Origin of the sequence: Providencia sp. PROV033 (genome assembly GCF_028484855.1) — a bacterium.
Classification (GTDB): domain Bacteria; phylum Pseudomonadota; class Gammaproteobacteria; order Enterobacterales; family Enterobacteriaceae; genus Providencia; species Providencia alcalifaciens.
The window spans coordinates 21,839-46,524 of the sequence record NZ_JAMPSW010000023.1; the positions used below are offsets into that span (position 1 = coordinate 21,839).

The 24,686-nt window shown below is 42.6% G+C and carries 19 protein-coding genes; 13 read left to right on the forward strand and 6 right to left on the reverse strand.

The window, feature by feature from the left end; genetic code table 11:
- The first annotated feature begins 67 nt into the window (after nucleotides 1–67).
- Complete coding sequence (dnaJ, locus tag PSF16_RS06145; protein ID WP_006662812.1) at nucleotides 68–1,219, forward strand: molecular chaperone DnaJ; 1,152 nt, start codon at nucleotides 68–70, stop codon at nucleotides 1,217–1,219.
- A gap of 62 nt (nucleotides 1,220–1,281) precedes the next feature.
- Here dnaJ and PSF16_RS06150 read toward each other — a convergent pair whose 3' ends face one another.
- Nucleotides 1,282–2,682, reverse strand: coding sequence for an amidohydrolase (locus PSF16_RS06150; protein ID WP_036963010.1), 1,401 nt, complete (start codon nucleotides 2,680–2,682; stop codon nucleotides 1,282–1,284).
- Between the two features lie 89 nt (nucleotides 2,683–2,771).
- Nucleotides 2,772–3,620 (reverse strand): EamA family transporter, encoded by an 849-nt coding sequence (locus PSF16_RS06155; protein WP_272688974.1) that lies wholly within the window; start codon nucleotides 3,618–3,620, stop codon nucleotides 2,772–2,774.
- Between the two features lie 394 nt (nucleotides 3,621–4,014).
- On the opposite strand from PSF16_RS06155, the gene nhaA reads away from it, so the two are divergent.
- The gene (gene nhaA / locus PSF16_RS06160; RefSeq protein WP_006657146.1) at nucleotides 4,015–5,202 is read left to right on the forward strand and encodes a Na+/H+ antiporter NhaA; all 1,188 of its coding nucleotides are present in this window, start codon (nucleotides 4,015–4,017) and stop codon (nucleotides 5,200–5,202) included.
- 174 nt (nucleotides 5,203–5,376) lie between these two features.
- The gene (gene nhaR, locus PSF16_RS06165) at nucleotides 5,377–6,300 is read left to right on the forward strand and encodes a transcriptional activator NhaR (RefSeq protein WP_006657147.1); all 924 of its coding nucleotides are present in this window, start codon (nucleotides 5,377–5,379) and stop codon (nucleotides 6,298–6,300) included.
- Nucleotides 6,301–6,365: 65 nt separating this feature from the next.
- Here nhaR and rpsT read toward each other — a convergent pair whose 3' ends face one another.
- Nucleotides 6,366–6,626 (reverse strand): 30S ribosomal protein S20, encoded by a 261-nt coding sequence (gene rpsT / locus PSF16_RS06170; protein ID WP_006662810.1) that lies wholly within the window; start codon nucleotides 6,624–6,626, stop codon nucleotides 6,366–6,368.
- Nucleotides 6,627–7,225: 599 nt separating this feature from the next.
- Between rpsT and ribF the strand changes: the two genes are divergently transcribed.
- The 8 genes from ribF to carB all read left to right on the forward strand — a co-directional run bounded on the left by ribF (nucleotide 7,226) and on the right by carB (nucleotide 18,905).
- Nucleotides 7,226–8,164 (forward strand): bifunctional riboflavin kinase/FAD synthetase, encoded by a 939-nt coding sequence (gene ribF / locus PSF16_RS06175; protein WP_006657150.1) that lies wholly within the window; start codon nucleotides 7,226–7,228, stop codon nucleotides 8,162–8,164.
- Between the two features lie 28 nt (nucleotides 8,165–8,192).
- Entirely contained in the window at nucleotides 8,193–11,003 is a 2,811-nt protein-coding gene (gene ileS, locus PSF16_RS06180; protein WP_154631661.1) for an isoleucine--tRNA ligase, read from the forward strand.
- Nucleotides 11,003–11,506, forward strand: a complete 504-nt coding sequence (gene lspA / locus PSF16_RS06185; protein WP_006657152.1) for a signal peptidase II — start codon at nucleotides 11,003–11,005, stop codon at nucleotides 11,504–11,506. Before ileS ends, lspA begins: the two co-directional genes overlap by 1 nt.
- Before the next feature lie 102 nt (nucleotides 11,507–11,608).
- Nucleotides 11,609–12,079 carry an FKBP-type peptidyl-prolyl cis-trans isomerase gene (fkpB, locus tag PSF16_RS06190; RefSeq protein ID WP_006657153.1) on the forward strand — a complete coding sequence of 157 codons (471 nt, stop codon included), beginning with the start codon at nucleotides 11,609–11,611 and terminating at the stop codon, nucleotides 12,077–12,079.
- Nucleotides 12,060–13,013 (forward strand): 4-hydroxy-3-methylbut-2-enyl diphosphate reductase, encoded by a 954-nt coding sequence (gene ispH / locus PSF16_RS06195; protein ID WP_006657154.1) that lies wholly within the window; start codon nucleotides 12,060–12,062, stop codon nucleotides 13,011–13,013. The genes fkpB and ispH overlap by 20 nt, the downstream gene beginning before the upstream one ends.
- A 222-nt stretch (nucleotides 13,014–13,235) precedes the next feature.
- Nucleotides 13,236–14,057, forward strand: a complete 822-nt coding sequence (dapB, locus tag PSF16_RS06200) for a 4-hydroxy-tetrahydrodipicolinate reductase (protein ID WP_272688972.1) — start codon at nucleotides 13,236–13,238, stop codon at nucleotides 14,055–14,057.
- Between the two features lie 448 nt (nucleotides 14,058–14,505).
- A complete protein-coding gene (carA, locus tag PSF16_RS06205; RefSeq protein ID WP_096759666.1) occupies nucleotides 14,506–15,669 on the forward strand; it encodes a glutamine-hydrolyzing carbamoyl-phosphate synthase small subunit in 1,164 nt (387 codons plus the stop codon).
- A 14-nt stretch (nucleotides 15,670–15,683) separates the two neighbouring features.
- Nucleotides 15,684–18,905, forward strand: coding sequence for a carbamoyl-phosphate synthase large subunit (carB, locus tag PSF16_RS06210; protein ID WP_006657157.1), 3,222 nt, complete (start codon nucleotides 15,684–15,686; stop codon nucleotides 18,903–18,905).
- A gap of 144 nt (nucleotides 18,906–19,049) precedes the next feature.
- Here carB and PSF16_RS06215 read toward each other — a convergent pair whose 3' ends face one another.
- From PSF16_RS06215 to metC, 3 genes are all read right to left on the reverse strand, one after another.
- Entirely contained in the window at nucleotides 19,050–19,949 is a 900-nt protein-coding gene (locus PSF16_RS06215) for a PhzF family phenazine biosynthesis protein (RefSeq protein ID WP_272688973.1), read from the reverse strand.
- 121 nt (nucleotides 19,950–20,070) lie between these two features.
- On the reverse strand, nucleotides 20,071–20,748 hold the full coding sequence (locus tag PSF16_RS06220) for a DedA family protein (RefSeq protein WP_036963016.1): 678 nt from the start codon (nucleotides 20,746–20,748) through the stop codon (nucleotides 20,071–20,073).
- Nucleotides 20,749–20,885: 137 nt separating this feature from the next.
- Nucleotides 20,886–22,070 carry a cystathionine beta-lyase gene (metC, locus tag PSF16_RS06225; RefSeq protein ID WP_006657160.1) on the reverse strand — a complete coding sequence of 395 codons (1,185 nt, stop codon included), beginning with the start codon at nucleotides 22,068–22,070 and terminating at the stop codon, nucleotides 20,886–20,888.
- Nucleotides 22,071–22,436: 366 nt separating this feature from the next.
- Between metC and exbB the strand changes: the two genes are divergently transcribed.
- Nucleotides 22,437–23,363 (forward strand): tonB-system energizer ExbB, encoded by a 927-nt coding sequence (gene exbB / locus PSF16_RS06230; protein ID WP_006662806.1) that lies wholly within the window; start codon nucleotides 22,437–22,439, stop codon nucleotides 23,361–23,363.
- A 5-nt stretch (nucleotides 23,364–23,368) separates the two neighbouring features.
- Nucleotides 23,369–23,800, forward strand: a complete 432-nt coding sequence (exbD, locus tag PSF16_RS06235) for a TonB system transport protein ExbD (protein ID WP_006657163.1) — start codon at nucleotides 23,369–23,371, stop codon at nucleotides 23,798–23,800.
- Nucleotides 23,801–24,686 lie beyond the last annotated feature (886 nt).

A 24,686-nucleotide genomic window follows, 5' to 3' on the forward strand; every position in this document is an offset into this window, starting at 1 on the left:
TGACTGATACCGGACACGGGCGTTGAGGGAACTCTGCGCCCGTGTCTGCATGTTAAGGGAAAAATAAATGGCGAAAAGAGATTTTTATGAGGTTTTAGGCCTCGAAAAAAATGCTTCAGACAAAGACATCAAGCGAGCGTATAAGCGCTTAGCGATGAAGCACCATCCTGACCGTAATCAGGAGAAAAAAGATGAAGCGGAAGAGAAATTTAAAGAGATAAAAGAAGCTTACGAAGTCCTATCCGACGAGCAAAAACGTGCAGCTTATGATCAATATGGTCATGCCGCGTTTGAACAAGGCGGTATGGGCGGCGGTGGCGGTGGATTCGGCGGCTTTGGTGGCGGCGACTTCAATAGTGATATTTTTGGTGACATCTTCGGTGACATTTTTGGTGGAGGTCGACGCCAACAGCGCCCAAGCCGTGGTTCTGATCTGCAATACAACATGGAACTGACTCTTGAAGAAGCAGTCCGTGGAGTGACCAAAGAGATCCGTATCCCAACACTTGAAAGTTGTGATGTGTGCCACGGTAGTGGTGCGAAACCGGGGACGAGTGCGGAAACTTGCCAAACCTGTCATGGTATGGGGCAAGTCCATATGCGCCAAGGTTTCTTCTCAGTGCAACAAGCTTGTCCAACCTGTCACGGTCGCGGAAAAATTATCAAAGACCCATGCAATAAATGTCATGGTCAAGGTCGCGTAGAGAAATACAAAACCTTATCCGTTAAGATCCCTGCTGGGGTTGATACTGGTGACCGCGTTCGTTTATCAGGTGAGGGTGAAGCCGGAGCAAATGGCGCACCAGCAGGTGATTTATTCGTTCAAATGCATGTTTTACCTCACGATATTTTTGAGCGTGATGGTAATAACTTACATTGCGAAGTACCAATCAACTTTGCAACGGCAGCACTGGGTGGCGAAATCGAAGTGCCAACACTTGATGGGCGCGTTAAACTGAAAATTCCTGCGGAAACCCAAACGGGTAAAACATTCCGTATGAAAGGTAAGGGCGTGAAATCAGTGCGTGGTGGAATGCAAGGTGACTTAATGTGTCACATTGTTGTTGAAACGCCAGTGAAACTGAATGAGAAACAAAAAGAGTTGCTTAGAGAGTTTGGTGAATCGTTAGGTGGCTCTGGAGGCGAAAAAAATAGCCCACGTTCAAAACGTTTTTTAGATGGCGTGAAGAAATTCTTTGATGATCTCACCAACAAATAATGGTTTGATCTCTCAGTAAAAAATAATGGCTGATCCAGTGAAATACTGAATCAGCCATTTTTTTATTTGACGACTTCGCCACTATCAATGACGGTTTTTCGAACTTGATCCGCAAATTGCAGAGCTTCTTTCACAATGGCACTTTCATCTACTGTGAGCACTTTACGATCTTCCATTAGTAGGCTTCCATCAACGATAGAATGACGTACATTGGATGCATTAGCACCATAAACGAGAGCGGCATAAGGGCTGTACATCGGTACCATATTAGGTGATTTAGTATCAACAACAATGATATCCGCCAACTTCCCTGCTTCAAGAGACCCTAATTTATCTTCCATATGAATCGCTTTCGCGGAGCCTTTAGTCGCTAGTTCAACCACGGTTATCGGTGGCATCGCAGCTCTATCTTTATTCTCAAGCTTATGAATTTTACCGACTAAATTAAGTTCATTCATGGTTGTTAAGGTATTGCTCGACATAGGGCCATCAGTTCCTAAGCCTACGCGAACCCCTTTCGCTAACATGGCGGTGACAGGGGCAACGCCCTTGGCTGATTTTGTATTCGCGCTGACATTATGCGCGACTCCGACATCGTATTGCTTGAGGAGGTCGATATCGCTGTCATTGACCATAATGGCATGAGCTGCGATCACTTTACTGTTTAATGCACCAATATCCGCCATGTATTGCACTGGGCTTTTGCCTCCAGTACGTTTGGCAATTTCTTCTTGTTCTCGGTCGGTTTCCGCTAAGTGGATCATAACGGGGACATCAAGCTCTTGAGAAAGTTTGGAAATTTTCTGTAAATGCTCGGTAGTATTGGTATAAGGGGCATGAGGTGCAAAAGCTGGCGTAATGCGAGGATGATCTTTGTATTGATTGATAAAATTCACTGCATAGGCGATGCCTTCATCCGCATTTTGGGCATCAGCAACTGGGAATTTAATAACAGATTCACCAAGGATTGCACGCATACCAATTTTATCGACAGTTTTTGCTACTTCATCTTCAAAATAGTACATATCTACGTATGTGGTAACGCCCCCTTTTAGCATCTCGACATTGGCTAAGTTAGCGCCTACCCGCACCATTTCTCGGGAAACCATCTTACTTTCTAATGGAAAAATGTAGCGGTGTAATCGATCTGGTACATCATCAGCAAGGGAGCGAAATACTGTCATTGATGCATGAGTGTGGGTATTGATTAATCCTGGCATGACAATATCACCATCAACATTAAGTTGTTTTTTGGCAGTATATTGCTTGGTGAGTTCAGGACCACCCACCGCCACAATTTTGTTTTTATCAATAACGACAGTGCCATTTTCAATCACTTTATTGTGGGCATCCATCGTCAAAATGGTTCCATCAACAATCATTAAATCCGCTGGCGTGGCGGCAAGTGCCGCTATTGGCGCCGCTATCATTGACATGGCAACTAAAGATCGGAGTAAGGTCATTTTTACCTCATGACTAAATGAAAAATTAACGCTAAATATTATTGGTATTGAAAATAGGATGTGAAAAACACATTAATAACATCACTATCTTAACTGGATAGTTTTGCAAGTAACACCCCAAGTAAAATGACAATACAAGCAAGTACTCGCATGGCATTAAATTTTTCCTTGAGAAATACAATTGAGAGAAACATAGCGAAGAGAACGCTGGTTTCACGGATGGCAGCAACAATAACGATAGGCGCTTGGCTCATAGCCCAGATTGCGATGCCATAACTAATTAGTTGCATTAACCCACCGAGTAATCCCGAACGCCAATATTGTTGAAATCCGTGTAGGAGTGAACTTTTATATTTCATTACTCCGGGGAGCGCGAGTACTGCGCCATTAAGTAAGAATAGCCATAAGGTATAGACAATCGGATCTTGGCTGGCTCTTGAACCATATCCATCAGAGAGGGTATAGCAGGCAGTAAAAAAGGCGGTGGATAATGCAAAAATTAGAGCCTTTCCTTTGATATTCAATGAAAATTTTCGCCCTGCAAAAGCGATGGCGATCACCCCTGAAATGATAAATATAATTCCAACAAAACTCATGAATGGTAGGGATTCATTAAATAAAACAATACTTAATAACGCAGTAATTAACGGAGCAGAACCCCGAGAAATAGGGTAAATCTGGCTGAGATCGCCATGGTTGTATGCTTGGCTGAGAAAGTAGATATAACCGATATGAAAGAATACCGACAAAATTAACCATGGCACCGCTTCAGGTGTCGGGAGCCCAAACCAAAATAGCGCGGGAATGGTTAAAATACCTGAAAAAACGGCAATCATCACTAGACCGAAGAAACGGTCATTACCAAATTTAACGAGAGCGTTCCAACTGGCATGACAAAACGCGGCAAACACCACAGAAAGCAGAACGTATAGAGACATAATATAGAGAAATAATGATTGCCCAAGGGATGCCTGAGTATCACACAAAGTGGCTTTTTTATGAAGGGACTCACAAGGAATAGCGGAAAGGGGCTTTTATTTTTGCGAAGGGCTTCGAAAATCAAAAAATAAATGATTTTTTAGGCTTTCCAGAACAATTATTTTTCCTTAGTCTCTAAAAAATTTGAATTTTTAAAGTGCTTAACTTAATAAATTTATTGTTGGTTTTTAGAATAGTTGCCTATAGTTAAATTAACGATTTATTATCATTCGTTGTGATCTCAATTATCAAATGCTCGGAAATTACGATCATTAATGGATAAATAAACGATTTTTTACGAATTAATGATTATCATAATATTAACATTCAAAAATATTTTTTGAGGTTATTCATATGACAGCAATTATTCGTAAATTTTTAAAGTTAGAAGCAGCAGGAGGGCTACTCCTAATTATTGCTGCCATCGTCGCTTTAATAATGGCTAACACGCCATTACAGGGAGCTTACCAGCAATTTTTAGATATTCCGGTATCCATTAAAATTTCCTCATTTGGATTAGATAAACCTCTGATTCTATGGATTAATGATTTTTTAATGGCGATCTTTTTCCTTGTTGTAGGTTTAGAGGTAAAGCGTGAATTATTGGAAGGATCCCTCGCGGGGCGCGATAAAGCAATATTTCCAGCAATCGCTGCTGTGGGTGGAATGATTGCACCCGCGTTAGTTTATCTAGCGTTTAATGGTGCAGATGATATTACTCGTCAAGGATGGGCTATCCCTGCCGCAACAGATATCGCGTTTGCGTTAGGCGTGATGGCGCTGCTGGGTAAGCGAGTTCCTACGGAACTGAAAGTATTCTTGTTGGCGTTAGCTATCATTGATGACCTGGGTGTTATTGTGATTATCGCCTTCTTTTACACAAGTTCAGTGTCTGTCATCGCATTGAGTTTAGCGGCGTTGTGTGTGGCGATTCTTTGTATGATGAACTGGCGTCGAGTAGAGAATACAGCGGCTTACTTAGTGATCGGCCTTATTTTATGGGTCTGTATTTTAAAATCAGGAGTTCATGCCACGCTGGCTGGGGTGATTGTCGGTTTCTTAATTCCATTAAGAGGCACAAACAATACAAAACCCTCAGAAGAGTTGGAGCATGTGCTACACCCTTGGGTTGTTTATTTAATTTTGCCAATTTTTGCGTTTGCAAACTCAGGGGTACAGCTCAATGGCGTCACTTTTGATGGGTTAATGAGTTCATTACCACTTGGTGTCGCGGCGGGGTTAATATTAGGCAAACCAGTCGGTATTTTCTTATTTAGCTGGATTTCAGTAAAAGTAGGGTTGGCGAAACTGCCAGCATCGATTAACTTGAAGCAAGTATTTGCGGTTTCAGTGCTTTGTGGGATCGGTTTTACTATGTCTATCTTTATCACTGGTCTTGCCTTTGAAGGACTTGATGAGGTGTATAGTACCTACTCTAGGTTGGGTATTTTAATCGGTTCGACAACAGCAGCAGTGCTTGGGTACTTTATGTTAAGAGTCGTGTTACCGAAACCAAAAAATGCACTCAGTAGTGAAGAATAAACATAATAGACGTAATTATTAGTAAGAATTTTCGAGTTAATCTTCTATGATATGCCCGCGGTATGAGTTGCATACTGCGGGTATTTTAACTTATAACTCCCGATTACGGGGTACGGGTAAAGCGTATGGTCAGTATGTACTACGATAATTATTGGCGATACAAAAGGAATCGATATGCGGGTTTCACATCTTAATTTTAACCACCTTTACTATTTCTGGCATGTTTGTAAGGAAGGCTCTGTTGTCGGGGCTGCTGAAGCTCTTTACCTGACTCCACAAACAATTACTGGGCAAATTAAGGCGCTAGAAGAGCGTTTAGGTGGCAAATTATTTAAGCGTCAAGGTCGAGGATTAGTTCCTTCGGAATTGGGACAGCTTATTTTCCGTTATGCAGACAAAATGTTCATGCTCAGCCAAGAAATGCTGGATATTGTCAACTACAGCAGAGAATCAAATCTGCTATTTGATGTGGGTGTGGCTGATGCATTATCGAAACGTTTGGTAAGTCGAGTACTAGAAACGGCAGTTGTGGAACATGAACAAATTCATTTACGCTGTTTTGAATCTACGCATGAATTGTTATTAGAGCAATTAAGCCAACATAAACTGGATATGATTTTGTCTGATTGTCCGGTGGATTCTTCACAGCAAGAGGGGCTATTTTCCGTAAAATTAGGTGAATGCAGCGTCAGTTTTTTCTGTCGTCAGCCTGTACCGAAGAAACCATTCCCTGAATGTCTTGAGGAGCGTCGGTTATTAATTCCTGGGCGTCGCTCTATGTTAGGTCGTCATTTATTAACATGGATTCGCAATAAAAACCTGCAAGTGGAAGTGCTAGGTGAATTTGATGATGCAGCTTTAATGAAAGCATTTGGGATGTATCACAATGCTATTTTTGTGGCACCTTCTTTGTATGCAAAAGATATTTTTGCTGATGATGAAGTGCAAGAGATTGGGTGTTTAGATAGCGTTAAAGAAGAATATTACGTAATTTTTGCGGAACGGATGATCCAACATCCAGCAGTGCAACGGGTCTGCAACAAAGATTTTTCTGAGTTATTCTCAGCGCCATTCAATAATTTAGAACAGAAAGTGTAGAGCGATAAATTTTGCAGACAAAAAAACCGGCCTAAGCCGGTTTTTTTAATAATCAAGAAGCGAAATTACATTGCTTTGATTTGAGCAACTAAGTTAGCTTTATGACGTGCTGCTTTGTTTTTGTGGATCAGGCCTTTGCTAGCGTGGCGATCAACAATAGGTTGCATGTCATTGAATGCTTTCTGAGCAGCTTCTTTATCGCCTGCAGCGATAGCAAGGTAAACTTTCTTAATAAAAGTACGTACCATAGAGCGACGGCTAGCGTTGTGCTGGCGACGTTTCTCTGATTGAACGGCACGTTTCTTAGCTGATTTGATATTAGCCAAGGTCCAACTCCCAAATGTATTCTATTGAGGACAATTTAAAGGTCAAGGAATATGCCCTTTCGCCCTTCATTTGTCAATGGATTTGTGCAAATAAACATCGTGTACTTCGATGCCAATGCGTTGTGAATGGTGCAAGATTCTATCAGTAAATATCAGAAGAATACAGATCTGAGCGTGAAAAAAAGCATAATTGATGGAAGATATTTTAAATCATTTTGCAGAAAAAAATATTTTAGTGATATCCATCATTCATCAAGAGAAAATTTGGCTGCCAGTAGGTTGTTTTTTATACAGTTTGGTTTGCGATCCAAAATGGATGATAAGAAAACTATAAAAATTAAATATTTTTAGAGATCTCCGAGTAAATTTGTTGTATTGATAATCTATTGGTTATCCAAACTTTTTTGATTTGTTTACCCACAAGGATGAGATTCAATGGCGCAGTGTCGTGCAGAAAGATGCTTCGCAGTGTAAAATCATCGGATTAAATAGTGTAGAGATCAAAAAAATAGGGTTTAATGAAAGCTTTTACGAACTTAGGTTAACCTTATGCGTCGTACAAGGTATAATCCTGCAATTTCCTCGGTATTGAGCCAGTTATGGAGCTAATTCGCGGTATACAAAATATCCGGTCGTACCATCATGGTTGCGTACTGACTATTGGTAATTTTGATGGTGTTCATCGTGGGCACCAAGTGTTACTTCAAAATTTGAAGCTTAAGGGTAAGCAGTTAGGTTTACCAACTGTTGTGATGATTTTTGAACCACAGCCCCTTGAGTTTTTTACGGGTGACAAGGCGCCTGCGCGTTTGACACGCCTAAGAGATAAAGTGAAGTACCTTGCAGATAGCGGGGTCGATTATCTGTTATGTGTGGAATTTAACCAGCATTTTGCCTCATTAACACCTGATGCTTTTGTATCTGACTTGTTGGTCGATAAACTCGGTGTGAAATATCTCGCCATTGGTGATGATTTCCGATTTGGAAAAAATCGCATGGGAGATTTTGCTTTTTTACAGCAAGCGGGTCAAAAGTTTGGTTTTGAAGTTGCCGACACGGAAAGCTTTTGTGATTCAGGTGTGCGTGTCAGCAGCACAGCAATCCGTAAAGCGATTCAAAACAATGATCTGCCATTAGCTGAAAATTTACTCGGGCACACTTACCGTATCAGCGGGCGAGTGGTTCATGGTAATCAGTTAGGTCGAACAATAGGTTTTCCGACGGCAAACCTACCGTTAAAACGTTTAGTCACGCCTGTTACAGGTGTGTATGCTGTAGAAGTTCATGGCTTGGGTGATAAGCCTGTGCCGGGTGTGGCAAATATTGGTACACGCCCAACGGTATCTGGAAAAGGTACCCAGTTAGAAGTCCATCTGATTGATGCACATATGGATTTATATGGGCGTCATATTGATGTTGTGTTGCGTAAAAAGTTACGTGATGAACAGCGGTTTGCTTCGTTGGACGCGCTGAAGGAGCAAATTGCTAATGATGTAGTTGCAGCAAGAGAATACCTCGCTGCAATTGGAATCAGATAATTTAGCGGAAAATTGGAACTGAGAATCGATGAGTGACTATAAAAATACCCTGAATCTACCAGAAACAGGGTTCCCAATGCGTGGCGATCTCGCTAAACGCGAACCACAGATGTTAGAACGCTGGTACAAAGAAGGTTTGTATCAAGCAATCCGTAAAGCAAAATCGGGCAAGAAAACGTTTATTCTGCACGATGGTCCTCCGTATGCTAACGGTAGTATTCATATTGGTCACTCAGTAAACAAAATTCTCAAAGATATTATTATTAAATCCAAAGGGTTGGCGGGCTTTGATTCCCCATACATCCCTGGTTGGGACTGCCACGGCTTACCTATTGAACACAAAGTTGAACAAATTGTAGGTAAACCAGGGGAAAAAGTTTCCGCCGCTGAATTTCGTGCAAAATGCCGTGAATATGCTAAAGAGCAAATTGAAGGGCAAAAAGCTGATTTTATGCGTTTAGGTGTGTTAGGTGAGTGGGACAAACCTTATCTGACAATGGATTTTAAAACCGAAGCGAACATCATCCGAGCTCTGGCAAAAACTATCGCGAATGGTCACTTAGTGAAGGGTGCTAAGCCTGTTCATTGGTGTACAGCGTGTGGTTCTTCATTGGCTGAAGCTGAAGTTGAATATTACGATAAAACTTCCCCATCTATCTACGTTCGCTTCCCAGCGGTAGATAGCAAAGCTGTTTGCGAAAAATTTGGTGTGTCCAGCGACAAAGTCCCATCTTTAGTGATCTGGACGACTACACCTTGGACATTGCCAGCTAACCGTGCGATTTCTCTGAATCCGGAATTCAAATATTCATTAGTAGACGCGAATGGCGATTTAGTTATTCTGGCAACTGATCTAGTCGACGATGTCATGAAAACGGTAGGCATTGAGTCATGGACGGTATTAGGTGAATGTGACGGCAGTGCACTCGAGTTGCTGCGATTTGAACATCCATTTATGGGCTTCGATGTTCCTGCAATTTTAGGTGACCACGTGACTCTGGATGCCGGTACTGGTGCAGTCCATACAGCACCCGGTCATGGTCCTGAAGACTATGTTGTGGGTCAAAAATATGGCTTAGAAACCGCGAACCCAGTCGGTCCAGATGGCTGCTTCTTACCAAATACTTACCCTAGCTTAGATGGCTTATTTATTTTTAAAGCTAACGATGTGGTACTGGAAATCCTGAACGAGAAAGGCTTGCTGATGTACAAAAAAGCGATTTCTCACAGCTATCCATGTTGCTGGCGTCATAAGACCCCTGTTATTTTCCGTGCGACACCACAATGGTTTATCGGCATGGATAAAAATGGTCTGCGTGAACAATCTCTGAAAGAGATCGACATTGTTCAGTGGATCCCAGGTTGGGGTCGTGCACGTATCGAATCAATGGTCGAAAATCGTCCTGACTGGTGTATTTCGCGTCAACGTACTTGGGGTACTCCAATGTCGTTATTCGTGCATAAAGACACCGAAGAACTGCATCCGCGTACCTTAGAGTTGATGGAAGAAGTCGCTAAACGTGTTGAAGTCGATGGTATTCAAGCATGGTGGGATTTAGATCCGGCTGATCTGCTAGGCGCTGATGCTGACACTTATCGTAAAGTTCCAGACACCTTAGACGTTTGGTTTGATTCAGGATCGACCCACTTTGCCGTGGTTGATGCTCGCCCTGAATTCCACGGTAACTCTGCGGATATGTATTTGGAAGGTTCTGACCAACATCGTGGTTGGTTCATGTCTTCTCTGATGCTGTCTACCTCGATGAAAGGTAAAGCACCTTATCGCCAAGTATTGACTCACGGTTTCACCGTTGATGGTCAAGGTCGTAAGATGTCTAAATCGTTAGGTAATACAGTTAGCCCACAAGATGTAATGAACAAGCTCGGTGCTGATATTCTGCGTCTTTGGGTTGCATCAACAGACTACACGGGTGAAATCGCGGTCTCTGATGAAATTTTAAAACGTGCAGCAGATTCTTATCGTCGTATTCGTAACACCGCTCGCTTCTTACTGGCGAACTTAAATGGTTTCAATCCAGAAACAGATATGGTGAAACCCGAAGATATGGTGGTGTTAGACCGCTGGGCGGTTGGTCGTGCATTAGAAGCACAAAAAGAGATTACAAAAGCGTACGATGAGTATGATTTCTTAGGTGTTATTCAACGCTTAATGCATTTCTGCTCTATCGAGATGGGTTCATTCTATCTGGATATTATCAAAGACCGCCAGTATACCGCGAAAAGTGATAGCCTTGCGCGCCGTAGTTGCCAAACTGCGCTGTTCCATATTGTGGAAGCCTTGGTTCGCTGGATTGCACCAGTACTGTCCTTCACGTCTGATGAAATCTGGAACGAGTTACCGGGTGAGCGTGCTCAGTTTGTTCTGACAGAAGAGTGGTACAACGGTTTATTTGGCTTAGATTCATCTGAAGCGATGAATGATAACTTCTGGGCAGATTTGTTAGCCGTACGTGGCGAAGTCAATAAAGTATTAGAACAAGCGCGTACCGACAAGCTGATTGGTGGTTCACTGGAAGCATCAGTAACTTTATATGCTGATAGCGCATTAGCGGCTAAGCTGAATAGCTTAGGTGATGAACTCCGCTTCGCACTGTTAACATCTCAAGCAAGTGTAGCGGATATTGCTACTGCTCCTGAAGATGCAAAAGACAGTGAGCTGAAAGGCCTGAAAATTACCTTCAGTAAAGCGGCTGGGGAAAAATGTCCTCGTTGCTGGCATTACGCAAGTGATATTGGTGCAGTGGCAGAACAACCTGAAATCTGTGGTCGCTGTGTGACTAACGTAGCCGGAAACGGTGAATTACGTAAGTTTGCTTAATGAAGACACCTATTTGTTCTACTGGTTTGCGTTGGCTGTGGCTAACGGTTGTGATTATCGTCGCGGATTTAGCTATTAAGCAATTGGTCTTAAAAGAGCTGACTCTGTACGAACCACATCCTGTAATTCCGTACTTTAACATTATGTACGCCCAAAACTTTGGTGCGGCATTTAGTTTTCTGGCGGATAAAGGCGGCTGGCAGCGCTGGTTCTTTGCTGGCATAGCTATCGCCATCTCTATTATTCTCATGGTGATGATGTATCGCCAAAGTGTGAAGAAACGCCTGAGTAATATTGCTTATGCATTAATTATTGGTGGTGCGATCGGTAACTTATTTGACCGATTAGTACATGGCTTTGTGGTTGACTACATCGATTTTTATGTTGGTAACTGGCATTGGCCAACCTTTAATTTGGCTGACATGGCGATTTGTATTGGTGCGGCATTGGTGATTTTTGAAGGCTTTTTGCCAGATAAACCCAAACAGCAAGATGCCAAATAGAACAGATAGCACGATAGGTAAATAAAGCCCTATATTGCATACAAATAACTTCAGCCCGGTAAGCACCGGGCTGAACTTTATGACGGAAAACAGGTTTAGGTTATGTCTACTCAAATACAGGCGCAGAGTTCTGTTTTACTGAATTTCACTCTGAAATTAGAAGATGGCTCAACGGCGGATTCTTCTCAGGCACAAGGAAAGCCTGCGTTGTTTGCCCTTGGAAATGACTCGCTATCACCGGAATTAGAAGCTCAACTGATTGGGTTATCTGAAGGTGAAAAGAAAACATTTTCACTCGCGGGGGATACGGTATTTGGGAAGCATAATCCAGATTTAGTGCAATACTTTTCATTACGTGATTTTATGGAAACGGGGACCCCTGAAATTGGTACCATCATGCTGTTTACAGCAATGAATGGCAGCGAAATGCCAGGCGTTGTAAAAGCTATTGAGGGTGAGTCAATCACTGTTGATTTTAATCACCCGCTTGCTGAGCAACAAATCACTTTTGAAATTGAAGTTCTTGAAATAGACCCACAATTGGAGAGTCACCATGCAAATATTAATGGCTAATCCTCGTGGATTTTGTGCGGGTGTTGACCGTGCAATCAGTATTGTTGAGCGTGCTTTAGAAATTTATGGCGCACCAATCTATGTCCGCCATGAAGTGGTGCATAACCGCTATGTGGTTGATGATTTACGCCAGCGTGGCGCTATTTTTATTGAGGAAATCTCAGAGGTTCCTGACGGCTCTATTTTGATTTTCTCAGCCCATGGCGTTTCACAAGCGATCCGTCAAGAGGCTCGCTCACGTGATTTAACCATGTTATTTGATGCAACCTGCCCATTAGTCACCAAAGTTCATATGGAAGTGGCGAGAGCGAGCCGTAAAGGCAAAGAAGCTATTTTAATTGGTCATGCTGGGCATCCTGAAGTGGAAGGCACAATGGGGCAGTACAATAACCCTGAAGGGGGTATGTACCTTGTTGAAAGCCCTGAAGATGTATGGAAATTACAGGTCAAAGATGAAAATAACCTGAGCTTTATGACTCAGACTACGCTGTCTGTAGATGATACGTCTGATGTGATTGATGCATTAACTCGTCGATTCCCAAATATTGTGGGTCCTCGTAAAGATGATATTTGTTATGCAACGACTAACCGTCAAGAAGCGGCGCGTGAATTGGCTGAGAAAGCAGATATCGTGCTGGTTGTTGGCTCAAAAAATTCATCTAACTCAAACCGCTTAGCTGAGTTAGCGTCGAGAATGGGTAAAGCTGCGTTTCTGATTGATGGTGCGGAAGATATCCAAACTGAGTGGTTAAAAGGTAAGAGTATTATTGGGTTAACCGCTGGAGCTTCAGCCCCCGATATTTTAGTCCGCCAAGTGATTGATAGACTAAAAGAGTTAGGTGCAGATTCCGTCGTTGAGTTACAAGGACGAGAAGAAAACATCGTTTTTGAAGTCCCAAAAGAATTGCGCGTTGAAGTAAAAGAAATTAACTAACATACTGAATTTATTATAATGATAGCGACTTTATGAGTGGCTATCATTTTCTATTTTTATTTATTTTTCCTCCCTCAATACAATTTTTTCTGATAATCACGCCTCTTTCTACGCTTTTATTAATATCTCCAGATTAGTGCTGGCGTCCCGATTCAAGTTTCTTTAAGGTATAGCCAAGATTTTATTTTGGTTTTCGCCTCAATATTTACGAAAGGATCAAAAATGGCAGATTCAACTGTACGCGTTGCGATTGTCGGTGCGGGTGGGCGCATGGGGCGCCAATTAATTCAAGCAGCACAAGAACAAGACGGAATTCAACTTGGCGCAGCTATTGAGCGAGAAGGCTCTTCACTTATTGGCATCGATGCGGGTGAACTGGCGGGAATTGGGCAAATTGGAGTGAAAGTCGTTGGTCACTTAGATTCTGTCGTTAATGATTTTGATGTACTGATTGATTTCACTCGCCCTGAAGGCACCTTGCAATACTTAGCATTCTGTCAATCTCACCAAAAAGGCATGGTCATTGGAACCACAGGGTTTGATGAACAAGGAAAATTGGCTATTGCTGAAGCCGCAAAATCTATCCCAATTGTCTTCGCTGCTAACTTTAGCGTTGGTGTGAATCTGGTGCTGAAATTACTGGGAAAAGCGGCGAAAGTGATGGGAGATTACACCGATATTGAAATTATTGAAGCTCATCATCGTCATAAAGTCGATGCACCTTCAGGTACTGCGCTGGCGATGGGTGAATCTATCGCGGATGCATTAGGCAAAGATCTGAAAGAGTGCGCAGTGTATGCACGTGAAGGCTATACCGGAGAGCGTGAACCGGGCACGATTGGTTTTGCTACTGTACGTGCTGGCGATATTGTTGGTGAGCATACTGCAATGTTTGCTGATATTGGCGAGCGTGTAGAAATAAGCCACAAGGCTTCCAGTCGTATGACCTTTGCTAAAGGTGCGATAAGGGCATCATCTTGGGTTAATGGTAAGAAAGATGGTCTATACAATATGAAGGATGTCCTTAATCTTGATGGTTTGTAGTTTTTTGTAAAATAATTTTTTCTTTAAAATCAGATGACTTCATTTGAAGTCTCTGATTTATTGGTGTCTATTTATGTAATATAATTGTAACTCTTATTTTTTGTTGTCTTTGTGTTGTTTTGTCTCTTTTTTACTTAAAAATTGCACTTTAGATCCTCCATTGTCTGCGCTATTATCCATTTTGCACTTTTCTTCGCTATTAATCGTTTGCTTTTTTACCCATGAATAGTTATTTCATTAGCCTTCTATAGAAAAAATAGGTAAGAATGCAAAAAAGTAAGCTAAAAGTGAAAAAAATGCATTTTTTTCTAGACAAGACTCTATCCCATCATTAGAATGCGCGCAATTTGCCAAAAATTTGCTTAAAAACTCATTTTGGCATTGATTTAGATCGTAAAATCTGAATTAATATGCAAAAAATATGATTGATTATTCTCCGGAGGATGTTTTGATTAACTCAGCTATATTGGTTCTGGAAGACGGAACCCAATTCCACGGGCGCGCCATTGGTGCTGAAGGGGCCGCTATTGGAGAAGTCGTTTTCAATACTTCAATGACCGGATATCAAGAAATAATTACTGACCCTTCCTATTCCCGCCAAATTGTTACTCTCACTTATCCCCATATTGGTAATGTCGGCACTAATGCTGATGACGAAGAATCTCCTAACGTACACGCTCAAGGCCTTATCATTCGCGACTTACCATTAATCTACAGTAACTTTCGTGGTCAGGAAGGCTTGTCTGAATATCTAAAACGCCACAATGTGGTGGCTATCGCTGATATCGACACGCGTAAATTAACCCGCCTGTTAAGAGAAAAAGGTGCGCAAAACGGCTGCATTATCGCAGGGGATAACCCAGATGCGGCGCTGGCTTTAGAAAAAGCCCGCAGCTTCTCAGGTTTAAATGGTTTAGATTTAGCAAAAGAAGTTTGCACCAAAGAGATTTACAGCTGGACTCAACGCTCTTGGAACTTAGATGAAGGGCAACCCGCTGCGAGTAAAGAAGACGAGTTGCCATTACACGTTGTTGCTTACGACTTTGGTGCGAAACGCAACATTCTACGTATGTTGGTTGACCGTGGCTGCCGATTAACCGTTGTGCCTGCAACAACGCCAGCAGAAACAGTCTTAGCGATGAATCCAGATGGCATCTTCTTATCAAACGGACCTGGCGACCCTGCACCTTGTGACTATGCTATCAACGCAATTCAAGAATTTTTGAAAACCGATATTCCAGTCTTTGGAATTTGCTTAGGTCACCAACTGTTAGCATTAGCGAGCGGTGCCAATACCGTGAAAATGAAGTTTGGTCATCACGGTGCTAACCACCCAGTCAAAGATTTAGATAAAGATGTTGTGATGATTACGGCTCAAAACCACGGTTTTGCGGTTGATGAATCCACATTACCCGACACATTGCGTGTGACACACAAATCTCTGTTTGATGGCACCTTACAAGGTATTCATCGCACAGATAAACCAGCATTCAGTTTCCAAGGTCACCCAGAAGCCAGTTCTGGTCCTCATGATGCTGCCGGTCTTTTTGACCACTTCATTGACTTAATTAATGAATATCGTCAAAACACACCACGTTCAAACGCAAAATAATCGGGAGCAAGACAATGGCAAAACGTACAGATATTAAAAGCATTCTGATTCTTGGAGCGGGCCCGATTGTTATCGGACAAGCATGTGAGTTTGACTATTCAGGTGCACAAGCGTGTAAAGCGCTAAGAGAAGAAGGCTACCGCGTTATTCTGGTGAACTCTAACCCAGCGACAATCATGACCGACCCAGAGATGGCTGATGCGACATATATCGAGCCAATTCACTGGGAAGTGGTCCGCAAAATTATTGAAAAAGAGCGCCCAGATGCAGTATTACCAACCATGGGTGGGCAAACCGCGCTGAACTGTGCTCTAGAGCTTGAGCGTCAAGGCGTACTCGCTGAATTTGGCGTGACCATGATTGGTGCAACTGCGGATGCAATTGATAAGGCAGAAGATCGCCAGCGCTTTGATAAAGCGATGAAAAAAATTGGTTTAGGTACTGCTCGTTCAGGTATCGCCCATACGATGGAAGAAGCGAATGCAGTTGCTGATGATGTCGGCTTCCCATGCATTATCCGTCCATCATTCACCATGGGTGGGTCTGGTGGTGGTATCGCATATAACCGTGAAGAATTTGAAGAAATCTGTACTCGTGGCTTAGATTTATCCCCAACTAACGAACTCTTAATTGATGAGTCGTTAATTGGCTGGAAAGAGTATGAAATGGAAGTCGTACGCGATAAGAAAGATAACTGTATTATCGTCTGCTCGATTGAAAACTTTGATGCAATGGGGATCCACACAGGTGATTCCATCACTGTGGCTCCTGCACAAACACTGACCGATAAAGAATACCAAATCATGCGTGACGCCTCGATGGCAGTATTGCGTGAAATCGGTGTTGAAACGGGGGGCTCTAACGTTCAGTTCGCTGTTAACCCTAAAGACGGTCGTTTAATCGTTATCGAAATGAACCCACGCGTTTCTCGTTCATCCGCACTCGCGTCAAAAGCAACCGGCTTTCCAATTGCAAAAATTGCCGCAAAACTTGCGGTAGGTTACACCCTTGATGAATTGATGAATGACATTACAGGTGGTCGCACACCGGCGTCATTTGAACCGTCCATCGACTACGTTGTGACCAAAATTCCACGCTTTAACTTCGAAAAATTCGCAGGTAGCAACGACCGTTTGACCACCCAAATGAAATCAGTGGGTGAGGTGATGGCTATCGGTCGCACATTCCAAGAATCTATGCAAAAAGCACTGCGTGGTCTGGAAGTGGGCGCAACAGGCTTTGACCCGAAAGTGAGCCAGGACGACCCAGAATCGTTAACTCGTATTCGTCGAGAATTGAAAGATGCGGGCTCTGACCGTATTTGGTACATCGCTGATGCATTCCGCGCAGGCCTATCTATCGATGGTATCTTCAACCTGACCAATATCGACCGCTGGTTCTTAGTGCAAATTGAAGAGCTGGTGCGTTTAGAAAACGAAGTGGCAGAATTAGGTATCAATGGTCTGACGAAAGATTTCTTACGCCACCTGAAGCGTAAAGGTTTTGCGGATGCGCGTCTGGCAAGCTTAGTGGGTGTTTCTGAAGCGGAGTTGCGTAAATTACGCCAAGGTTATGATTTACACCCAGTTTATAAGCGTGTAGATACCTGTGCGGCAGAGTTTGCAACCGACACTGCATACATGTACTCCACTTATGAAGACGAATGCGAATCTAACCCGAACAGCGACAAGCCAAAAATCATGGTATTAGGTGGCGGTCCAAACCGTATCGGACAAGGTATCGAATTCGACTACTGCTGTGTACACGCGTCATTAGCGCTGCGTGAAGATGGTTATGAAACCATCATGGTGAACTGTAACCCAGAAACCGTTTCAACGGACTACGATACTTCAGACCGCCTCTATTTTGAACCTGTCACACTGGAAGATGTGCTGGAAATCGTGCGCATTGAACAGCCGAAAGGCGTCATTGTTCAGTACGGTGGTCAAACACCACTGAAATTAGCGCGTGCGTTAGAAGCTGCAGGTGTACCGGTGATTGGTACTAGTCCAGATGCGATTGACCGTGCAGAAGACCGTGAGCGTTTCCAACAAGCTGTTAACCGCTTAAACCTGAAACAGCCACAAAACGCGACGGTTGCGACTATCGAACAAGCCGTCGAAAAAGCTGCGGGGATTGGTTACCCGCTGGTGGTGCGTCCATCTTATGTTCTGGGTGGTCGAGCAATGGAAATCGTATACGATGAAATCGACCTGCGTCGCTACTTCCAAACCGCAGTCAGTGTTTCTAACGACGCGCCAGTATTGTTAGACCGCTTCCTAGATGATGCAATTGAAGTTGACGTGGATGCCATCTGCGACGGTGAAATGGTGCTAATCGGCGGAATTATGGAGCACATCGAGCAAGCGGGTGTTCACTCTGGTGACTCCGCGTGTTCACTGCCAGCTTATACATTAAGCCAAGAAATTCAGGATGTCATGCGTGAGCAAGTGCGTAGCCTTGCATTTGAACTGCGCGTTCGCGGTCTGATGAACGTCCAGTTCGCGGTGAAGAATAACGAAGTTTACCTGATTGAAGTAAACCCACGTGCAGCAAGAACGGTACCATTCGTCTCGAAAGCAACAGGTGTGCAGTTAGCGAAAGTTGCTGCGCGCGTGATGGCGGGGCAAACATTGACCCAGCAAGGCGTGACTCAAGAAGTTATTCCACCTTACTACTCGGTGAAAGAAGTTGTTCTGCCGTTTAACAAATTCCAAGGTGTTGACCCAATTCTTGGACCTGAAATGCGCTCAACAGGTGAAGTGATGGGGGTGGGACGCACATTTGCTGAAGCGTTTGCTAAAGCGATGTTAGGCAGCAACTCAACTATGAAAAAATCAGGTCGCGCACTACTGTCAGTTCGTGAAGGTGATAAAACTCGCGTTGTAGATTTAGCTGCCAAATTGCTGAAGCACGGCTTTGAGTTAGACGCAACTCACGGAACTGCGATTGTTCTGGGAGAAGCGGGTATTAACCCTCGTCTGGTCAACAAAGTGCACGAAGGTCGTCCGCACATTCAAGACCGCATTAAGAATGGTGAGTATAACTACATTGTGAATACAACAGCAGGTCGACAAGCGATTGAAGATTCAAAACTCATTCGTGGTAGCGCGCTACGTTATAAAGTTCACTATGATACAACCCTAAACGGCGGCTTCGCGACGGCATTATCACTCAGCGCAGATCCAACTGATAAAGTGATTTCTGTGCAAGAGATGCATGCGTTAATCAAATAATTATTGATTCGATAATTATTAACCCCAGCGGCGTTATTGCCACTGGGGTTTTTTTATGAGTTATTGAAAATGAAATAAAGGGAAAATAGTCACAGCAAAAGACCGCGGGCAAAACACGTTGCGACTTTTCAGTTTTTAGGGGGACTAAAAATGGACGGTTTGGATACCGATTGTTGCGGCTTGTCCACCCACACAAACTCGGCTGATAGCCTGATCTTGATGAGAAATTTCCACTTGAATTTGCGAGGAGCATCCCATTGCCCGCCCTTGCTCTAACAAAAAATGATTTTCAGTAGGGAAAACATGCTTGACCAAATAGCACCCTAATGCACCGCTAGCACTGCCTGTTGCGGACTCTTCATTAATACCATACAGCGGTGCGAAATTCCGACAATGAGCGGTGAAAGGTAGCTCTTGGCTCAACTCAAACACATGAAAACCAATCGAATCGAATTCACGGCTCAGTTGTGCGATAGCATCATAATTGGGTTTTAAGTTATCTAATTGACTGGGTTGCACTGGAACTAAAATATCAGGTAATCCAGTGGAGATAATTTCAATAGGCAAACCCGTTTTCGTGATTGTTTCGGTTGGAATACCTAATGCAGCAGCAACGGCATTCACATCGGGTCCTTGGCGGGTAATGGGGAGTGCTTGCTCCATAATAACGCCATCAGCACTGACCGTAACATTTAAAATACCTGCTTTGGTTTTTTGGGAGTAGGTGCCAGCGCCTAACTGGTTCAATGAAAATAGGGTAAAAAAGACAGCCAATGTTGCATGTCCACAAAAGTCGACTTCACTTTCAGGGGTAAAGAAATCCACTTTATAATCCGTTTCTTCACCTGCACTTTCACCGGTATAGACAAAAGCCGTTTCGGAAAATCCTACTTGTCGAGCAATCTCTATTTTCTGTGTATCGCTGAGTTCTGGCGGGTTGAGTATGACTCCTGCGGGATTACCACCTGTGTTATCACGGGTAAATGAGTTTACAAGATAAACGTTGATTTCATACTCTGATGCGTGTGTGGTCTCGTATGACATGGTGACTCCAAGGTAATAAAATGCGCCTACCTTATTAGGTATTTAGTGGAGGTGAATATGTAGGTTTACTAAGGCGACCAAGTAGTTAGGCCTACACTGGTCGCTATATTTTATAGATTTACTATTGGCTTTCTTTACTGCCTTTTAGGGCCTTACGGTGTTTCCAGTAAACGATAATGGAACCAATTAAGCCGCTGACCAACAGGATAACAGGGATGATCATCAGAGCGGTAATGACGATTTGTTCGTGTTCTTTGACAAAGGGAATTTGATTAATTGCATAACCCAAAGTCACAATAATACCGACCCACAATAATCCGCTAAGCCAGTTAAATAACTGAAAACGGCGGTGACTAAGGTCGGATAATCCCGCTAACAGTGGTAACAGCGTTCTGACGAATGCCAGAAAACGCCCAATGAGGAGGGCATATAAGCCTTGGCGGTTAAACATATCATTGGCTTTTTTATGATATTCCTCAGGGAGTTGAGAAAGCCAGCGTTTAACAACTTTGGTTTCGCTTAGCCAGCGACCTTGAATAAATCCAAGCCAACACCCTAAGCTGGCGGCAGTTGCTAATAGCAAAATAGTGGGGATAAAGTGTAAAACGCCTTTAGCGATCAACGCGCCAGAAAGCAGTAAAAGGGTATCACCCGGTAAAAATGCAGCGGGGAGCACTCCATTTTCTAAGACAATCACCATGAAGAGAATGGTGTAAATAACCCAAAGCACCTCTGGGTTGGAGAGCTTCATAAAATCGTGTTGCCAAAGTGCCAGTACGATTTCGCGTATGACTTCCATAACCGTTCCTGTATCTGCATAAAGCGAATCATTGGGGTCTATCTTACAGGAAAAATTTCAGCCTAGTTTGATTTGTTTAGGGAATTAATTAAAAGGCAGTGATTAACTGCCTAATAATCATGATGAAATGTTGACGCTTAAATACGTTCAAATGCACGCTGTAAATCATCGATAAGATCTTGTGGATGTTCTAACCCAACATGTAGGCGGAAGAATGACCCTGAATCTGGTTGGTAATCATATTGACGCATATTGAGCAAATCTTCTGTTTGATAACCTAAAATCAGAGATTCAAATCCTCCCCATGAATAGCCCATTTTAAAATGACTGAAATGATCGAGAAAATCACTGAATTGTTTAGGTGATAAACGGGATATTAACTGGAATGAAAACAATCCATTGCAGCCGCTAAAGTCGCGTTTAAAAACGGCATGACCCGGATGACTTGGAAGCGCGGGATGAAAAACGTGAGCAACGGATGGGTGCTCTACTAACCAATTTGCGACGGTTAAGCTATTTGCTTCATGTTGTTTAAGGCGAGTTGGTAGGGTGTGAAGCCCTCGACCAGCCATATACACGGTATCTGGATCGGCGGTTTGCCCCAATAGATAGGAGTTTTCACGCAATGTTTCAATGCATCGCTGGTTGGCAACTGCCAATCCTAGCATGCCATCCGAATGCCCATTAATATACTTAGTCGCTGATTGAATCGAGATATCCACATCAAACAGAAGCGGTTTGAGTAAAACGCCTGCAGCCCATGTATTGTCGATCATGATAATGATTTCAGGGGATTTCTGACGAACCGCTTTCACAATGGCGGGAAGGTCGTGGACCTCCATCGTAATAGACCCTGGTGACTCTAGAAAGACGATTTTAGTGTTAGGGCGAATTAGATCGGCAATTTTGTCACCAATCAGTGGGTCAAAGTAGTTTGTCTCGACATTGAGACCAGTTAGAATTTTGTCACAAAAATTTTGGGTCGGATCATATGCGGAGCCTGTAACGAGAATATGATCCCCTGCGTTGATGAATGACATGATGGCATTGGTGATCGCCGCTGCTCCGGAAGGATAAAGGACACAGCCAGCACCACACTCTAATTCAGTCATGGCTTCTTGGAATGCAAAATGGGTTTGTGTGCCTCGGCGACCATACATTAAAACACCATTAGCACGGTTACGTACGGCATGTTTTTTATCTTCTACTGAGTCAAAGATCACGGAAGAGGTACGTTGAATGACGGGATTGACCCCTTTTTGCGTGAATGTAGGGTTTCTACCAAGGTGTACGAGCTGGGTTTCGGGTCTAATTTTTGTCATTGAGCGATGCCTTATTTACCGATAGAAAATCCAAATGATTGGTTAAGTTATCACCTGACGTTAAATGATTTCAGTTGCTTAACGCAAGAACAAAAGTTGCTAGCTGAATTTTCTTCATTATAACCAGCAAAATCATGATGGCATTGCGTGACCGCTATCAATGACAACGTTGATAGGTCACAAAAAATTGTGAATACTAATGATAATTACTATCAATTCGCGCTGTGTTTGATATTATCTGCACATCTTGACGAAAAGAGATGAATTCGCGAGTCAAATTTCGCTTTTAATGGTTAGTCGATGAATGGCACAATCATCGATATAAATTTTTTTATACAACACAAATAAGAGAGTAAAGGCCAACTGATGCGTAAATTAACAGCTTCTATTCTATTGGCGATCGGCTTAATGGGCACAGCATCCGCGGAAACAACACCCGCTGCCACTCCTAGTACACCAGTAGCAAGCCAAGGTTCAACAGCAACCCCTGTCAATACGACTTCCACACCTGAATCAGCGTCTACACCAGTGGTAGCAACTGAGACTGTCATTACGAATACCGCAGTCACTGAAAACGTGGAAATTGCTACAGAAGCTCATGGCGGTGGTTTTGACCAAGATTTATCTGTTTGGGGTATGTACCAGAACGCAGACGTCGTTGTGAAAACGGTTATGATCGGTCTGTTACTCGCATCAGTGATCACATGGGCATTATTCTTATCTAAGGGAAGCGAAATTTTAGTTGCGCGTCGTCGTTTAAAAGACGAAGCCAAAGCAATCGCCGAAGTAAAATCCCTTGATGAAGCGGTTTCTATCGCTGATGGATTTAAAGCGAACAGTATTACACGTATGTTATTAGCGGAAGCGACAACAGAAAGAGCACTTTCTGCGAGTAGCCAAGATCTGTCAGGAATCAAAGATCGTACTGCCTTTCGCTTAGAGCGCTCGGTCGCGGCAATCAGTCGCTATATGGGGCGTGGTAATGGTTATTTAGCGACAATCGGTGCGATTTCTCCATTTGTGGGTCTGTTCGGTACAGTGTGGGGGATCATGAACAGCTTTATCGGTATCGCCCATTCTCAAACGACAAACTTAGCGGTTGTTGCTCCAGGAATTGCAGAAGCGCTACTTGCCACAGCAATTGGTTTGATCGCGGCGATTCCTGCGGTCGTGATTTACAATATTTTTGCTCGGATGATCAATAACTACCGTGGTCAAGTGGGCGATGTTGCGGCTCAGGCAGCGTTGTTACTGGGGCGTGACCTCGATCTGGCAAACAGCAAAGCAAGGTAATCATTATGGCAATGCGTTTAGGTGACGAACAAGACGATAGCGGTGAAATGCATGAAATCAACGTAACACCGTTTATCGATGTTATGTTGGTTCTGCTGATTATCTTTATGGTTGCAGCGCCACTGGCTACTGTTGATATTAAAGTTGATTTACCTGCTTCCACGGCGAAGCCTCAGCCTCGACCTGAAAAGCCAGTATTCTTAACGGTGAAGTCAGATAGTCAGTTATTTATTGGTGAACAAGCAGTTACGAAAGAGCAATTGGGCTCAACGTTAGATCAAGCGACGAATACCAATAAAGAAACTACCATCTTTTTCCAAGCAGACAAGAGCGTAGATTATGAGACGATGATGGATGTGATGAACGCATTACGTCAATCAGGATATCTCAAGATTGGCCTAGTCGGGATGGAAGCAACAGCCGCTAGCGCTAAATAGCGGCTCGTAATCATGCGTTTTATCTCAGTAGCACGTGTGGGCATCATGACACTGATGTTTTGAGATAAAACGTATTTTCATATCAATACTTTTTTCACGCCAAGCTTCTTGCATATCTTTGCAATATTTCTGATAAAAACTGTTGTTTATCCTTATAGTTTCATAAATAAAACGTTCAATTTTATTCTGTATTTCTTAAAATTTTATTTAAGTTAGAGTAATTTTAAATCCTGCCGAGATAAAATTCTTATCAAATAAGAAATGAAGAAGGTTAATTGAAAATAAACCATTTATATTGTATGGGATTATTCATGAGGGGAGTAAGAGTAGTAAATACGCCAATTAAGGGTATTGATTCGGCTGGGAGCAATGTGGGTTTCAGTGGAACTTACTGATTATTAGAGTGAAGTATAAGAAATGTATACACTCTATTCAAAACAGATGTATAGTTAACCAGCTAAAGCCTAGCTTACAAAAGGTAAAAAATAATTAATATATTTCACCTGAATTGAAAGGATAAAAAAGAGAGTAAATTAACGAGTTTATTTTATTAATATAAGTGTTATTAATAAAACAATGTTAAATCACCTTAAATAATGAAATATAAATATGTAATTGCTGTTATAAATATCACCTTGATGATTTTATTATCAGCAATAAGCTTATCTAATTGTTATTAAACTATTTTTTGTTTATTTTTTAGTTTTGCTTAAATAAAATAAAAAAACACTTGCGCAACATTTCATGGGCGCTATAATGCAGGTAATAACATTTTGAAATACTTTTTAATAATTTTTTACTTCGGGTTTTTTATTTTTTAAATTTACTAATGCTAGGGAATAAATAAAGTTATAATTGATGTTTGATTAAGCTTTATATTAAAAAT

Excerpts from the sequence above, each read along its gene's own strand:
- dnaJ (WP_006662812.1), top strand. The coding sequence starts at position 68 with ATGGCGAAAAGAGATTTTTATGAGGTTTTAGGCCTCGAAAAAAATGCT.
- PSF16_RS06150 (WP_036963010.1), bottom strand. The coding sequence starts at position 2,682 with ATGACCTTACTCCGATCTTTAGTTGCCATGTCAATGATAGCGGCGCCA.
- PSF16_RS06155 (WP_272688974.1), bottom strand. The coding sequence starts at position 3,620 with ATGTCTCTATACGTTCTGCTTTCTGTGGTGTTTGCCGCGTTTTGTCAT.
- nhaA (WP_006657146.1), top strand. The coding sequence starts at position 4,015 with ATGACAGCAATTATTCGTAAATTTTTAAAGTTAGAAGCAGCAGGAGGG.
- nhaR (WP_006657147.1), top strand. The coding sequence starts at position 5,377 with ATGCGGGTTTCACATCTTAATTTTAACCACCTTTACTATTTCTGGCAT.
- ribF (WP_006657150.1), top strand. The coding sequence starts at position 7,226 with ATGGAGCTAATTCGCGGTATACAAAATATCCGGTCGTACCATCATGGT.
- ileS (WP_154631661.1), top strand. The coding sequence starts at position 8,193 with ATGAGTGACTATAAAAATACCCTGAATCTACCAGAAACAGGGTTCCCA.
- lspA (WP_006657152.1), top strand. The coding sequence starts at position 11,003 with ATGAAGACACCTATTTGTTCTACTGGTTTGCGTTGGCTGTGGCTAACG.
- fkpB (WP_006657153.1), top strand. The coding sequence starts at position 11,609 with ATGTCTACTCAAATACAGGCGCAGAGTTCTGTTTTACTGAATTTCACT.
- ispH (WP_006657154.1), top strand. The coding sequence starts at position 12,060 with ATGCAAATATTAATGGCTAATCCTCGTGGATTTTGTGCGGGTGTTGAC.
- dapB (WP_272688972.1), top strand. The coding sequence starts at position 13,236 with ATGGCAGATTCAACTGTACGCGTTGCGATTGTCGGTGCGGGTGGGCGC.
- carB (WP_006657157.1), top strand. The coding sequence starts at position 15,684 with ATGGCAAAACGTACAGATATTAAAAGCATTCTGATTCTTGGAGCGGGC.
- PSF16_RS06215 (WP_272688973.1), bottom strand. The coding sequence starts at position 19,949 with ATGTCATACGAGACCACACACGCATCAGAGTATGAAATCAACGTTTAT.
- PSF16_RS06220 (WP_036963016.1), bottom strand. The coding sequence starts at position 20,748 with ATGGAAGTCATACGCGAAATCGTACTGGCACTTTGGCAACACGATTTT.
- metC (WP_006657160.1), bottom strand. The coding sequence starts at position 22,070 with ATGACAAAAATTAGACCCGAAACCCAGCTCGTACACCTTGGTAGAAAC.
- exbB (WP_006662806.1), top strand. The coding sequence starts at position 22,437 with ATGCGTAAATTAACAGCTTCTATTCTATTGGCGATCGGCTTAATGGGC.
- exbD (WP_006657163.1), top strand. The coding sequence starts at position 23,369 with ATGGCAATGCGTTTAGGTGACGAACAAGACGATAGCGGTGAAATGCAT.